Annotated in this window: 19 protein-coding genes; all 19 read right to left on the bottom strand. The window is 43.2% G+C overall.

Annotated features, from left to right (window positions below; all coding sequences use genetic code 11):
* Positions 1-10 precede the first annotated feature (10 nt).
* A complete protein-coding gene (rplE, locus tag PSYC_RS02620; RefSeq protein WP_011279797.1) occupies positions 11-547 on the bottom strand; it encodes a 50S ribosomal protein L5 in 537 nt (178 codons plus the stop codon).
* 21 nt (positions 548-568) lie between these two features.
* Complete coding sequence (rplX, locus tag PSYC_RS02615; RefSeq protein ID WP_011279796.1) at positions 569-886, bottom strand: 50S ribosomal protein L24; 318 nt, start codon at positions 884-886, stop codon at positions 569-571.
* A gap of 8 nt (positions 887-894) precedes the next feature.
* Complete coding sequence (gene rplN, locus PSYC_RS02610; protein ID WP_010196702.1) at positions 895-1,263, bottom strand: 50S ribosomal protein L14; 369 nt, start codon at positions 1,261-1,263, stop codon at positions 895-897.
* Positions 1,264-1,444: 181 nt separating this feature from the next.
* Entirely contained in the window at positions 1,445-1,720 is a 276-nt protein-coding gene (rpsQ, locus tag PSYC_RS02605; RefSeq protein ID WP_011279795.1) for a 30S ribosomal protein S17, read from the bottom strand.
* Positions 1,717-1,914 (bottom strand): 50S ribosomal protein L29, encoded by a 198-nt coding sequence (gene rpmC / locus PSYC_RS02600; RefSeq protein WP_011279794.1) that lies wholly within the window; start codon positions 1,912-1,914, stop codon positions 1,717-1,719. Before rpmC ends, rpsQ begins: the two co-directional genes overlap by 4 nt.
* On the bottom strand, positions 1,914-2,327 hold the full coding sequence (rplP, locus tag PSYC_RS02595) for a 50S ribosomal protein L16 (RefSeq protein ID WP_011279793.1): 414 nt from the start codon (positions 2,325-2,327) through the stop codon (positions 1,914-1,916). The genes rpmC and rplP overlap by 1 nt, the downstream gene beginning before the upstream one ends.
* 3 nt (positions 2,328-2,330) lie before the next feature.
* A complete protein-coding gene (rpsC, locus tag PSYC_RS02590) occupies positions 2,331-3,059 on the bottom strand; it encodes a 30S ribosomal protein S3 (protein ID WP_011279792.1) in 729 nt (242 codons plus the stop codon).
* Positions 3,060-3,062: 3 nt separating this feature from the next.
* Positions 3,063-3,392, bottom strand: coding sequence for a 50S ribosomal protein L22 (rplV, locus tag PSYC_RS02585; protein ID WP_010196689.1), 330 nt, complete (start codon positions 3,390-3,392; stop codon positions 3,063-3,065).
* A 10-nt stretch (positions 3,393-3,402) separates the two neighbouring features.
* Positions 3,403-3,678 (bottom strand): 30S ribosomal protein S19, encoded by a 276-nt coding sequence (rpsS, locus tag PSYC_RS02580; protein WP_011279791.1) that lies wholly within the window; start codon positions 3,676-3,678, stop codon positions 3,403-3,405.
* Between the two features lie 12 nt (positions 3,679-3,690).
* Entirely contained in the window at positions 3,691-4,518 is an 828-nt protein-coding gene (rplB, locus tag PSYC_RS02575) for a 50S ribosomal protein L2 (protein WP_011279790.1), read from the bottom strand.
* An 11-nt stretch (positions 4,519-4,529) separates the two neighbouring features.
* Positions 4,530-4,880, bottom strand: a complete 351-nt coding sequence (gene rplW, locus PSYC_RS02570; RefSeq protein ID WP_011279789.1) for a 50S ribosomal protein L23 — start codon at positions 4,878-4,880, stop codon at positions 4,530-4,532.
* Positions 4,877-5,479 carry a 50S ribosomal protein L4 gene (gene rplD / locus PSYC_RS02565; protein WP_011279788.1) on the bottom strand — a complete coding sequence of 201 codons (603 nt, stop codon included), beginning with the start codon at positions 5,477-5,479 and terminating at the stop codon, positions 4,877-4,879. Before rplD ends, rplW begins: the two co-directional genes overlap by 4 nt.
* Before the next feature lie 14 nt (positions 5,480-5,493).
* Positions 5,494-6,132, bottom strand: coding sequence for a 50S ribosomal protein L3 (gene rplC / locus PSYC_RS02560; RefSeq protein WP_011279787.1), 639 nt, complete (start codon positions 6,130-6,132; stop codon positions 5,494-5,496).
* Positions 6,133-6,180: 48 nt separating this feature from the next.
* On the bottom strand, positions 6,181-6,492 hold the full coding sequence (gene rpsJ, locus PSYC_RS02555) for a 30S ribosomal protein S10 (protein ID WP_010196670.1): 312 nt from the start codon (positions 6,490-6,492) through the stop codon (positions 6,181-6,183).
* A 500-nt stretch (positions 6,493-6,992) separates the two neighbouring features.
* Positions 6,993-8,579, bottom strand: a complete 1,587-nt coding sequence (locus PSYC_RS02550; protein WP_011279786.1) for an Rne/Rng family ribonuclease — start codon at positions 8,577-8,579, stop codon at positions 6,993-6,995.
* Positions 8,580-8,790: 211 nt separating this feature from the next.
* The gene (locus tag PSYC_RS02545) at positions 8,791-9,486 is read right to left on the bottom strand and encodes a Maf family protein (RefSeq protein WP_011279785.1); all 696 of its coding nucleotides are present in this window, start codon (positions 9,484-9,486) and stop codon (positions 8,791-8,793) included.
* Between the two features lie 139 nt (positions 9,487-9,625).
* Entirely contained in the window at positions 9,626-10,111 is a 486-nt protein-coding gene (gene mreD, locus PSYC_RS02540) for a rod shape-determining protein MreD (protein ID WP_011279784.1), read from the bottom strand.
* A 147-nt stretch (positions 10,112-10,258) separates the two neighbouring features.
* The gene (gene mreC, locus PSYC_RS02535; protein WP_011279783.1) at positions 10,259-11,119 is read right to left on the bottom strand and encodes a rod shape-determining protein MreC; all 861 of its coding nucleotides are present in this window, start codon (positions 11,117-11,119) and stop codon (positions 10,259-10,261) included.
* Positions 11,120-11,376: 257 nt separating this feature from the next.
* Positions 11,377-12,405: a rod shape-determining protein gene (locus PSYC_RS02530; protein ID WP_011279782.1), complete on the bottom strand. Its 1,029-nt coding sequence runs from the start codon at positions 12,403-12,405 to the stop codon at positions 11,377-11,379.
* Between the last annotated feature and the right edge of the window lie 417 nt (positions 12,406-12,822).

The raw sequence follows: 12,822 nt of genomic DNA, 5'->3' as shown, positions 1-12,822 counted from the left end.
CGTCTTTACCTTATTTAAATGGGAAGCCGAAAGCTTTAAGCAACGCACGACCTTCTTCATCAGATTGAGCTGACGTGGTGATTGTGACATCCATACCACGGATACGATCAATCTTGTCAAAGTCTACTTCTGGGAATACGATTTGTTCTTTGATACCCAATGAGTAGTTACCACGTCCGTCAAAGGCTTTAGGAGAAAAACCACGGAAATCACGAATACGAGGAATTGCAATGGCAACGAGACGATCTAAAAATTCGTACATTTGCTCACCGCGTAGCGTTACTTTACAGCCAATTGGCCATTCTTCACGAATTTTAAAGCCAGCAACCGATTTACGCGCTTTGGTGACTACAGGTTTTTGACCAGCGATAGCGGTCATGTCAGCTACTGCACCTTCAAGCAATTTCTTGTCTTGAGACGCGCCGCCTACACCCATATTTAGTGTGATTTTAGTGATTTTAGGCACTTGCATCACATTCGCTAAACCAAGCTCTTCTTTGATTTGCTGTTTTAATTCTTCGTTATATAAAGATTTTAATCTTGCCATTACCATTACACCCTTAGTGTCTTACGCAGTCGCCACTACTTCACCGTTCGAACGATAGACGCGTTGTTTCTTGCCGTCTTCGCCGAATTGATAAGTAATACGATCAGCTTTTTGGGTTTGCGCATTTAAAATTGCGACATTTGAGATATGCAGAAAAGCTTCTTGCTTAAGAATGCCACCTTCAACGCCAGTTGCCTGATTTGGCTTCTGATGTTTAGTGACAATATTAATGCCTTCAACTTTAATACGATCGTTTTTTACAGCTTGTACAGTACCTTGCTTGCCTTTGTCTTTCCCAGCAATCACGATAACTGTATCGCCTTTACGTAATTTTGACATGGATTACCTCACAATACTTCTGGTGCTAGTGATACAATTTTCATAAACTGATCACCACGTAGTTCACGAGTTACCGGTCCAAAAATACGAGTTGCAATCGGCGCTTTGTTTTGGTTCAACAATACCGCAGCATTGTCGTCAAAACGTAATACCGAACCATCAGGACGACGAACGCCTTTTTTGGTACGTACAACTACCGCATTCATCACGTCGCCTTTTTTAACACGACCGCGAGGAATGGCTTCTTTAACCGTTACTTTAATAATGTCGCCAACTGATGCATAACGACGATGAGAGCCACCCAGTACTTTAATGCACTGAACTCGTCTTGCACCGCTATTATCTGCAACTTCCAGCATAGATTCAACCTGAATCATAGCGTTACTCCACACGTATGAGCAATAAAAACCAGTTGCTGCCGCTAGCACAGTATGAGTAGTCGGCATTTTAATATTAATAACCGCTGCTACTCTTAATGTGAGTGATATACGCTCGGCGCAATCAGTGTCCTTAAAAAGGCAGCTATTTTAACAGCTTCTGGCTTTTAATGCAATTTACTTAGATTTTTTCTACTTTTTCAACCACATCAACCAAAGTCCAAGACTTGGTTTTTGAGATTGGACGCGTTTCTTTGATGCGGACAAGGTCGCCTTGTTGGCAAACATTATTCTCATCATGTGCTTTGATCTTAGTAGAACGACGAAGCTGCTTGCCATATAAAGGATGACGAACCAGACGCTCAATCAAAACCGTGATGGACTTGTCCATCTTGTCACTGACAACTCGTCCTGTCAGAACACTAGCATTGCTCGTTGCTTGATTGTTATCGCTCATGAGTCGCCTCGTTGTTTCTCGTTAATCAAAGTCTGAAGCTGGGCAATCGCACGACGATTGACACGTACTTCATGGGTATTCCCCAACTGACCAGTTGCTTTAGCCATACGAATACGGAAAGCATCAAGTTGCTTTTCATCAAGTAACTGGGTCAGTTCTTCTAATGATTTATCACGTAATTCACTGATCTTCATTACATTATCGTCCGCTTAACAATGGTAGTTTTAAAGGGCAGTTTTGATGCAGCAAGCGTTAACGCTTCGCGAGCAAGCTCTTCTGAAATCCCTTCAAGTTCATATAGTATTTTACCAGGTTTGATTTCGCATACCCAATATTCTACAGGACCTTTACCTTTACCCATACGTACTTCTAATGGTTTATTGGTAATTGGTTTGTCTGGGAAAACACGAATCCAAATCTTACCACCACGCTTAATTTTACGAGTGATGGTACGACGTGCTGCTTCAATTTGACGGGCAGTCATACGACCACGAGTCAAAGATTTTAGACCAATTTGTCCGAATGCAACGGTGCTTCCACGATGAGCTAGCCCAGTGTTACGACCTTTGTGCATTTTACGAAACTTGGTACGTTTTGGCTGTAACATAGTTTAACCTCTGTCTGTGTTTCGACGGTTTCCGTTTCCACGACCACGGCGTTTTGGCGCACGAGTCTGCTCTTCTTTAACGGGGTTATAAACACTGTTCATACCGTCAAGAATTTCACCACGGAAAATCCAAACTTTTACACCGATAGTGCCGTAAGTGGTTTCTGCACGTACTGACGAATAGTCGATATCAGCGCGTAGTGTATGCAGTGGCACACGACCTTCACGGTACCATTCAGTACGAGCAATCTCAGCACCGCCAAGACGGCCAGACAGCTCAACTTTAATACCTTTAGCACCTGAACGCATACTGTTCTGTACGGCGCGCTTCATAGCACGACGGAACATAACACGACGCTCAAGCTGGCTTGCGATACCTTCCGCTACCAAATGAGCATCAAGATCAGGCGAGGTGATTTCTTCAATGTTGACCTGAGCAGGTACGCCCATCATTTTGGTCAATTCTTTTTGAAGTCTTTCAATATCTTCGCCTTTCTTACCGATAACGATACCAGGACGCGCAGTGGCGATGGTAATCTTAGCAGCACCAGTAGGACGCTCGATCATGATCTTGCTAATCATAGCACTATCTAGTTTCTTGCGCAGATATTCACGAACCTGAATGTCGTTGATTAGGTATTCTGAGTATTGTTTAGGGCTAGCATACCAGTTTGCGTTATGCTTTTTTACAACACCAAGACGAATTCCGATTGGATGTACTTTTTGTCCCATAACTTATTCCCCTACCTTTATAGTGATGTGACAGGTACGCTTGCTGATACGATCAGCGCGACCTTTAGCACGTGGTAGGATACGTTTTAGCGTAATGCCTTCATCAACGTAGATGGTTGATACTTTAAGGGTATCGATATCTAAACCGTTGTTGTTTTCAGCATTGGCGATGGCTGAGTTAAGACATTTCTTAACAAAAACCGCGCCTTTTTTATTGCTATACGTTAGGATATCCAAAGCACGCTCAATAGATTTGCCACGAACTTCATCAGCAACGAGTCTAACTTTTTGTGCCGATATGGCGGCACCGCGTAATTTTGCAGTTACTTCCATGGTAAGCACCTTATCTCTTAGCTTTCTTGTCAATGCCGTGACCACGATATGTACGAGTCGGGGCAAATTCACCTAGTTTATGACCAACCATCTGTTCACTCACGATAACCGGTACATGAGTACGGCCATTGTGAACAGATAAAGTTAGGCCAACCATTTGTGGCAGAATCATCGAGCGGCGCGACCAAGTTTTAATTGGTTTGCGTGAGTTGGTTTCTAATGCAGTTTCAACTTTAGCAAATAAATGCGCGTCTATGAATGGACCTTTTTTCAATGAACGAGGCATGAAATTCTTCCTTTATTTCTTCTTGGCGCGGCGGCGGATGATCATACTGTCAGTACGCTTATTGTTACGCGTTTTAAGTCCTTTAGACTTCTGACCCCAAGGGCTAGTAGGATGGCGACCTTTATTACGACCTTCACCACCACCGTGTGGGTGATCAACCGGGTTCATCGCGACACCACGAACAGAAGGACGAATACCTCTCCAACGTGAAGCACCGGCTTTACCAAGTGATTTCAAGTTGTTTTCAGTATTAGAAACTTCACCGATAACAGCACGGCAATTTACGTGTACGCGGCGAGTTTCGCCAGAACGCAAACGAAGAATTGCGTAAATACCGTCACGACCTAGTAGCTGAACGCTAGCACCCGCAGCACGAGCCATCTGTGCGCCTTTACCGATTTTAAGTTCGATATTATGGATCACAGTACCTAGTGGTATGTTTTTCAGCGGTAAACAGTTACCTGGACGAATTGGTGATAATTCACCTGACATTACAGTATCGCCAACTGCTTGCTTTTTAGCAGCGATAATATAACGACGTTCGCCGTCAGCGTACTTAAGCAAAGCAATATGAGCAGTACGGTTAGGATCGTATTCAATACGCTCTACCGTTGCTGGGATATTGTCTTTAGTACGTTTGAAATCGATAATACGATAATGTTGCTTATGACCACCGCCGATGTGACGAGTAGTGATACGACCATTATTGTTACGACCACCGGTCTTGCTTTTTGATTCTAGAAGCGCTGCAAACGGACGACCTTTATAAAGGTGTGGATGCACTACTTTTTCAACAAAACGACGGCCTGGTGATGTTGGCTTTGCTCTTACGATAGGCATGAGTGTAATCCTTATTCGTTATTCGCTGTTTCACTAGTAGAAGCAGTCGTATTTGCGACCTCTTCACCAGCATCAGCCATTTGTACATCTTGACCAGCTTTTAAGGTAACATAGGCTTTTTTATAGTCGTTACGACGGCCGATACTTTTACCAAAACGCTTTGTCTTACCTTTAACATTCAATGTGTTTACTTTTAAAACTTCAACACCTTCAAACATCATCTCAACTGCTTTCTTAACTTCAAGCTTAGTAGCCTTAGAGTCAATTTTAAATACCTGCACACCAAGTGAGTCGCCAAGCATTTGAGATTTCTCTGAGAATACAGGTCCTCTTAGGATCTGATAAAGTCTTGCGTTGTTCATGCTAGTGCTTCCTCAAATTGTTTCGCAGCTTCAACTGACATGATTACTTTGTCAAAAGCAATCAAGCTCACTGGATCCACTTCACTTGTATCAAGTACATTGACATGTGGGATGTTGCGAGCAGCTAAGTATAAGTTCTCGTCAACTTCTTTAGTGACGATCAATGCACGAGGTGCACCAAGCTCATTTAACTTTGCGATCAGCTCTTTGGTCTTAGGACCAGAAACGCTTATCTCTTCAACCAAAATCAGACGCTCTTGGCGAATCAATTCGGCTAGGATACACTGCATCGCACCGCGATACATCTTACGGTTAACTTTCTGTGACCAATCTTGTGGCTTAGCCGCGAATGCACGACCGCCCCCACGCCAGATTGGGCTACGAATAGAACCTGCACGAGCACGACCAGTACCTTTTTGGCGCCATGGCTTAATGCCACCACCAGAAACTTCGGCACGGGTTTTTTGAGCGCGTGTACCTTGGCGAGCACCAGCAAGATATGCGGTGACGACTTGATGCACTAGTGCTTCGTTGAATTCACGACCGAAAGCCGTATCAGAAAGCTCAACTGCCGCCCCTGTAACTGTTTTTAAATCCACGTTAATCCCCTTGCTTAGGCTTTGACTGACGGACGTACGATGACATCGCCACCGGTGGCACCTGGGATAGCACCCTTGATGACAAGTAACCCTTTTTCGGCATCAACCGAAATCACTTCTAGGCCTTGAACAGTAACACGCTTGTTACCCATCTGACCCGCCATCTTTTTGCCTTTGAATACTTTACCTGGTGACTGGTTTTGACCAGTTGAACCATGTGCACGATGAGATACTGAGTTACCATGAGTAGCATCTTGCATGCTAAAGTTATGACGTTTTACAGGACCTTGAAAACCTTTACCTTTACTGCTTCCTGTGACATCAACCATCTGACCTTGTTCGAACAAGTCAGCTAGGATCTCACCACCAATCTCACGACCTTCAAGATCGCTGTCATTGGCACGAAATTCCCAAACACCACGACCAGCGGCAACGCCAGCTTTAGCGAAGTGACCTTTTTGTGCGGCTGTTACGCGGCTGTCACGACGGGTACCTGTGGTAACTTGAATGGCTTGATAGCCATCTACATCAGTATTTTTTACTTGAGTAATACGGTTCGCACTGATCTCAACTACTGTTACAGGGATAGATGCGCCTGCTTCAGTGAAGACACGGGTCATGCCGCATTTTTTACCGACTAAACCGATCGCCATTTTAGACCTCTTTATATCTTATATTAATGGGTTGGGTGTTTATGTGCATTAACCCAAAGCAATTTGAACGTCAACACCCGCCGCCAAGTCAAGCTTCATTAGCGCATCCACAGTTTTGTCGGTAGGTTGAACGATGTCAACCATACGCTTATGAGTACGGATTTCGTACTGATCACGAGCGTCTTTGTTTACGTGTGGTGAAGTTAGAACGTTGAAGCGCTCAATACGAGTCGGCAACGGTACAGGACCACAAACTTGCGCACCGGTGCGCTTTGCAGTATCAACGATCTCTTGTGCAGATTGATCAATCAGACGATGATCAAAAGACTTAAGACGGATACGGATTCTCTGGTTAGCCATGCCAGCAAGCTCCTAATATGTGCTTTTGCCATTCTTGCTTTGCAAGGATATGAGCAAAAGCCGTTTGGTTAAATATTCACTTAAAGCGGCCTTCTGTTCTTAACCAGAATGAGTTCTTTAACGGAACTTATAGCGTGCCAAAAGCAAAATAGTTTAAAGCCCCGCCGACCCTTCCATTATAGGATGTCAGCAAAGGCATAATGAAATAGTGCTAGAAACGATGCTCTAGCTGTCATAGCGCCAGCTGTTTGATTGGCTGCGCATATATAATTCAGTGGTGTGTATTATACATAATAATCAGACGATTGCAAGAGGCTTATTTACAATGATATACAGAACTATTTACTATAAATATTGGTTTTTAAACCAAATTCTCTCAATTTTTAATCGATTGGCTTACTAACTAGCAACGCTAAACCATTCAACCAAATGCACTCAATTTCCATGATTCGATATCAAGTCTTAATATAAAATTCAGTCGAGAAGCTCAGTCCATAATGTCAGTCCAACACAATATCATATTGCTCTTGGGTATATAAATTTTCGACATCAAAGGTAATCACTCTACCGAGTAGATACTCTAAATCTGCTACGGTATCCGACTCTGAAGTCAGTAATAAATCAATCACAGCTGCATGGGCGACAACGGTAAACTTTTTGGGAGAGTTGTAAGTACGAGCGCAACGCATAATTTCACGGAATATCTCAAAGCAGACGGTTTCAGCTGTTTTGACAAAACCACGTCCTTGACAGGTCGAGCACGGCTCACATAGCTGCTGCCCAAGCGACTCACGGGTACGCTTACGAGTCATCTCAACCAAACCAAGCTCACTGACTTGGGTGATTTTGGTTTTGGCATAATCTTGTACCAGCTGTGACTGCAAGCTCTCAAGGATATCATCTTTATGCTGCTGCTCAAGCATGTCAATAAAGTCTAAGATGATGATACCACCCAGATTACGCAGGCGCAGCTGACGGGCAATCGCGTGCGTGGCTTCTAGATTAGTCTTATAGACGGTATCTTCTAGTGAACGTCCACCAACAAATGAGCCAGTATTAACATCTATAGTTGTCATCGCTTCGGTTTGATCAATAATCAGATAGCCACCAGACTTTAAATCAACGCGGCGTTTGAGCGCATCACGTAAATCATCTTCGACACGGTGAACATCAAATAGCGACTGCTCAGCTGTGTAATGCACAATTCTATCATAAACAAAAGGGACAAATTCTTTGGCAAAGTATCTAACCTGCTCATATATCTGCGCATTATCAATAATCACTTTTTCGGTATCGGCATGTACCAAATCACGAATAGAGCGTAGCGGTAGTGACAATTCTTGATAAATAAGCTCAGAGCTTTGATGTTGTTTCATCTCTTGGTGACGGGCACAAATCGTCCGCCATAATTGCAAAAGATAGTAAATATCTTCTTCGAGCTTATCGACAGGTACCCGTTCAGCTGCCGTACGCGCAATCAGTCCACCTTTAAGATTGACGGTTTGCATAAGACTATTCAGCTCAGTCTTGAGGCGAGTACGCTCATCTTCACCATCAATACGCTGCGAGATGCCGATATGATCACTCGATGGCAAATAGACCAGATAGCGTGATGGTAGCGATATATTGGTGGTTAAGCGCGCGCCTTTACTGCCCAGCTGATCTTTGGTCACTTGTACCAAAATACGTTGGCTTTCATGCAGACGATGCTGGATAAGGGTTTTCGAAATCAGTACGGCTTCTGTACTTTGCGTACTTACTACAGGCGGCGTGACGGCTAGATCATCAGCAGTCGCCTCTATAATTGTGCGCTCATCATCAGTCTTTTCAATCTTGCTGCTTTTTGCGACTGGACGTGGTTCGCGCTGCATATCATTAACGTGTAAGAATGCGGTACGTGATTGACCAATATCGACAAAGGCTGCTTGCATACCCGGCAGAACACGCACCACTGTGCCCAAGTAAATATTACCAACCAAACCCAGCTTATGATGACGCTCAATATAAATCTCGCCCAAGATACCGTTATCTAATACGGCGACACGGGATTCCATGGGACTAATATTAATCAGCAGCTCTTCGGACATAGTGTTTTCTCTTATCACTTAGCTTTCTGGTGAAGCATTCATAGTTTGGTAGCCTGACAGTGTAACAAATGCCACTTGCTTTTGCCCATGACACAACCGTGTCATTATGTGCAGTGGAATTAATACTCAACTAAATATTAAGCAGAGCTGAATCAATAAATACCCCTACTCTAGCTTTTTGAGCATTTAAGCTTTATTAAGTATCTTTTATTTAGGCATCAAAGTTTTCAAGCATAGCAGTGTTGGTCATCTCTTTAATCAATGCCAGTGTTTGTGCAAGCGGCAAGCCCACCACATTGGTATAGCTGCCATTGATACGGCTAACCCAAGCCGCACCCAGTCCTTGTATACCATAGCCACCTGCTTTATCAGCAGGCTCGCCACCGTCCCAATAATCACTCATCATCTCTGGGGTAAGCGCTATAAAAGTTACTTCTGTACGTTCAATGATTTGTTTCTGATTGATGATTTGCCATACTGGCTCAGTATCGAATTCATCCGTATGTTTAGAATGCAATGAGAGTTGCGTCGCTTGTACAGCCGTCCATACCTCATGAGTGCTATCAGACATTTGCTGCCACATATGATAAGCATCTTCGCGATTGCTTGGTTTGATCAAGACTGTTTTGCCATCTGGTAATACGCCAATCGTATCAGAGGTCAATAAAATAATGGGCTGAGATAGGAGTGACTTAGATGAGTGAGCTTCATTATTCTTTAACTGTATATTTAGCTGCGTGGCTGCTGCCTCTGCTTTAGCGGCGACCATACGGACAATATAGTCTTTGGGCAACTCATCCTGATAAGGCGTTTCATCGATATCGACGCTGATAATAGTAAACTCTAGTTGCGCTCTACTTAGTAACTCGCGACGACGCGGCGAGCCAGATGCTAAGATGATATCCATGGCTACTCTCTTATTGTATAAAAATTGGGTATTGATAGGCTTAGCCCAAAGTAAACGAGCGTCGTTTATAGTAGATGCTTGTAAAAATCATTTTTAATTAAAATACTTGTGTTGATAATCGCTGCAATAACTACCCTGATTAGCGTACAAATTTTCGTAACGTCAAAAGCACCAATGGCCAACTGATGATGCTCATCAATAAAGAAAAAGTAGATTGGGCAACAAAGACATTTTGCACAAACATCTGTAGCATCCATAAACTCGCTTGAAACACAAACAATCCCAAACTGGCTATTATCCATGCACTAACCGTGTTTAGCTGTCTGATATAAATACTGGTGACCTTTATCATGAGCGCCACTACCACAGCAGAAAAAGCTTGTTGTCCTAAATGAGTATCCATCAGTAAATCAGCAATAAGGCCAATGGTAAAGGCGCTAAAAATGCCCACATAACGTGGCTGAAATAATAACCAATAAATCAGTATCATGATCATGATCATAGGACGCAATGTGGCCATACTAGGGCTTAATGGATAAACACTGAGCGATGAGGCAATAATAAAACTCAGTACAATCACGGCATGCAGCAGCCCATTTGCATGATCAGAATCAGGATATGCCATGAATACTTACCTTTGGCGGATGTTTAGCAGCTACTTAATGATAAATTGAGCATTGCAGGGAATAAAAAACGAGGCGTAAAACAAAACAGCGCGCTTAAATGAGATGACGGCTAAATATCGGACAATTATTATTTCGAATAATTATTATTAAGGCTCAGTGATGCCAATATTATCTTTATTAGCCAGCTTGTCTTGCAATATCAGCACATAAGCATTATTAACAAAGTTTGCCGCAGGAGTGACTTTAATACTTCTAAAATTATCTGCTTGCGTGTCTTCAATATGCGCGATACGACCAACGCGATAGCCTGCAGGGATACGCTCACCTAATCCAGATGATACCAGTTCATCACCGACACGCACATCTGAGGTTTTAAAAACATACTCAAGGCTCAATGAGGTAGGTATGCCTTGACCAGTGACAATAGCGCGCTGACCAGTCCGCTTGACAGTAACGGCGACGGACTGCCGCTCATCAGTAATTAGTAATAAACGGCTGGTATTAGGATAGACATTAATAATCTGCCCTAAGATGCCGTCTTCATCGATGACTGTTTGTCCAACTTGCACCCCATCTTGAGCACCTTTATTCAATACCACAATTTGACGCAAAAGATTGGTGTCGGTACCAATCACTTGTGCCAAGTTTAAATCAAATTGCTCTGGACTCGTGGTCGATAGAATACCTTGCAAACGGGCGTTTTGCGCCAAGATATAATCTTGCTGCTGTAATTTGGCTTGGGCGTGAATAAGCTGCGATTTGAGCTGCATATTTTCGCGGCGCAGCGCTTCTTTTGATTGCAGACTACCGCTTGACCAGTGTTTGGCATAACTGGGTAGCAATGACAGCTCATAAATAGGCTGCATCGCGGCGTGGCTGCTTGAGCGTATAGGATTGAACCATTCTGGATTTTTGCTATCAAACCACATCAGTATCAATGCCACTATCAATAAAACAGCAGTCATACGAAGCACGAGTGGCTGGCGAGCAAAAATACTTGGAGTCATAGTTCGTCTAATGTAGAGGTTTTAATGTGAGCAGTTGCCAGCACTGAATAGCACTATATAAAAGATGATTGTATCAAAAAATGCTAAGTATCTATTAGCGATAGATAGCTTTTATTAACAACATTAAAGGCAACCTTATTGGCTACCTTTAATGTTATTCATCCACCTTTTTTCATACCTATTTATCTTTAACTTCAGCCTTATCTAACATTGCCGATATAACAATGCTTGATAAACAATGCTTGATAAACAATGATTTATACAAAAATCATATTTAGGCTTTTGTTATTGATAAAATCAAGCGCAATGCCGCCGCCACGACTCACACAAGTCAATGGATCTTCAGCGACTGTCACTGGCAGACCTGTTTCTCTTGAAATAAGTTTGTCCAAATCACGGAGCAATGCGCCACCACCGGTCAAGACAATACCACGCTCAGCGATGTCTGATGATAGCTCAGGTGGCGTCTGCTCAAGTGCCGCTTTGACCGCGCTGACGATACCACTTAACGGATCACTCAAAGCTTTTTGTACTTCTTCTGAATTGACAGTAAAGCTCTTTGGCACCCCTTCTGCCATGCTGCGTCCACGCACTTCTACTTCTAACTGGCTATCTTCATTTAGAGCAGATCCTACTTCTTTTTTAATACGCTCAGCCGTGGTTTCACCAATCACGCAGCCATGAGTACGGCGCACATGAGTAATGATGGCTTCATCAAACATATCGCCACCGATACGGATAGATTCAGCATAGACACAGCCTGACAAGGCGATAACGGCAATCTCAGTAGTGCCACCACCGATATCAACGACCATTGAACCACTAGCTTCATGAACCGGCATGCCAGCACCAATCGCTGCTGCCATTGGCTCTTCTAATAGCAATACCTTGCTAGCACCCGCTGACGATACTGCTTCACGAATCGCTTTACGCTCAACAAGGGTGGATTTACAAGGAACGCAAACCACCACGTTAGGCTGTGCCATAAAACGCTTGGCTTTTACCTTGGCGATAAAATACTTAAGCATTTTTTGCGTCACTTCAAAGTCAGCAATTACACCGTCTTTTAATGGGCGGATAGCAGTAATATTGGCAGGTGTACGACCCAGCATCTGCTTGGCATCAATACCAACAGCAGCAACGGTAGGGTTCTGTGTGCGATTACTTCGAAGCGCGACCACCGTAGGCTCATCGAGCACCACGCCTTTACCAGGAATAAAAATAAGGGTGTTCGCAGTACCGAGGTCGATTGCGATATTATTTGATAAAAATCCAAACAGGTTCATGACTAATATTTCCAGCGCATTACAAATGAGGCGAATGAGAGTGACTGAGGGGTTACTGGTCAGTGTTGAGCAGGTCGTCTTTAGACATTACCTGTGGCGAGAGTTTATCATCGTAACAAGTCAAACCGAAGCTATAATGATGAAATGAAAAAACTGAGCTAAATTATACCGATTTGGCTCAAAAAAAACACAGATATTTGCATCAGTACGCTAGGATTTCACTCTTATTCGCTAAAAGTTGTTACAAAGTTTGAAATCACAGACCATACCAGCCGCTTTAATGAAACACCCTTTAATTCAATCATTAACAAGCAGCTAGCGTCTTATAATATTTACTAAGTACTTTGCTTGATGATTTGCTTAGCAGCAGCTACCCACTGTAACGTATTTCGTCATTGAATGGGGTGTAATTGACAG

Source organism: Psychrobacter arcticus 273-4, from assembly GCF_000012305.1.
Lineage (GTDB): Bacteria > Pseudomonadota > Gammaproteobacteria > Pseudomonadales > Moraxellaceae > Psychrobacter > Psychrobacter arcticus.
The sequence above is the reverse complement of the archived record's forward strand: the minus strand, read 5'-3'. Positions and strand labels throughout refer to the sequence as shown.

Coding starts and splice junctions, on each gene's coding strand:
- rpsJ (WP_010196670.1), bottom strand. CDS start 6,492: ATGGCTAACCAGAGAATCCGTATCCGTCTTAAGTCTTTTGATCATCGT.
- rplX (WP_011279796.1), bottom strand. CDS start 886: ATGTCAAAATTACGTAAAGGCGATACAGTTATCGTGATTGCTGGGAAA.
- rpmC (WP_011279794.1), bottom strand. CDS start 1,914: ATGAAGATCAGTGAATTACGTGATAAATCATTAGAAGAACTGACCCAG.
- PSYC_RS02550 (WP_011279786.1), bottom strand. CDS start 8,579: ATGTCCGAAGAGCTGCTGATTAATATTAGTCCCATGGAATCCCGTGTC.
- mreD (WP_011279784.1), bottom strand. CDS start 10,111: ATGGCATATCCTGATTCTGATCATGCAAATGGGCTGCTGCATGCCGTG.
- mreC (WP_011279783.1), bottom strand. CDS start 11,119: ATGACTCCAAGTATTTTTGCTCGCCAGCCACTCGTGCTTCGTATGACT.
- rplB (WP_011279790.1), bottom strand. CDS start 4,518: ATGCCTATCGTAAGAGCAAAGCCAACATCACCAGGCCGTCGTTTTGTT.
- rpsS (WP_011279791.1), bottom strand. CDS start 3,678: ATGCCTCGTTCATTGAAAAAAGGTCCATTCATAGACGCGCATTTATTT.
- PSYC_RS02530 (WP_011279782.1), bottom strand. CDS start 12,405: ATGAACCTGTTTGGATTTTTATCAAATAATATCGCAATCGACCTCGGT.
- rpsC (WP_011279792.1), bottom strand. CDS start 3,059: ATGGGACAAAAAGTACATCCAATCGGAATTCGTCTTGGTGTTGTAAAA.
- rplC (WP_011279787.1), bottom strand. CDS start 6,132: ATGGCGATCGGTTTAGTCGGTAAAAAATGCGGCATGACCCGTGTCTTC.
- rplV (WP_010196689.1), bottom strand. CDS start 3,392: ATGGAAGTAACTGCAAAATTACGCGGTGCCGCCATATCGGCACAAAAA.
- rplP (WP_011279793.1), bottom strand. CDS start 2,327: ATGTTACAGCCAAAACGTACCAAGTTTCGTAAAATGCACAAAGGTCGT.
- rplW (WP_011279789.1), bottom strand. CDS start 4,880: ATGAACAACGCAAGACTTTATCAGATCCTAAGAGGACCTGTATTCTCA.
- rplN (WP_010196702.1), bottom strand. CDS start 1,263: ATGATTCAGGTTGAATCTATGCTGGAAGTTGCAGATAATAGCGGTGCA.
- rpsQ (WP_011279795.1), bottom strand. CDS start 1,720: ATGAGCGATAACAATCAAGCAACGAGCAATGCTAGTGTTCTGACAGGA.
- PSYC_RS02545 (WP_011279785.1), bottom strand. CDS start 9,486: ATGGATATCATCTTAGCATCTGGCTCGCCGCGTCGTCGCGAGTTACTA.
- rplE (WP_011279797.1), bottom strand. CDS start 547: ATGGCAAGATTAAAATCTTTATATAACGAAGAATTAAAACAGCAAATC.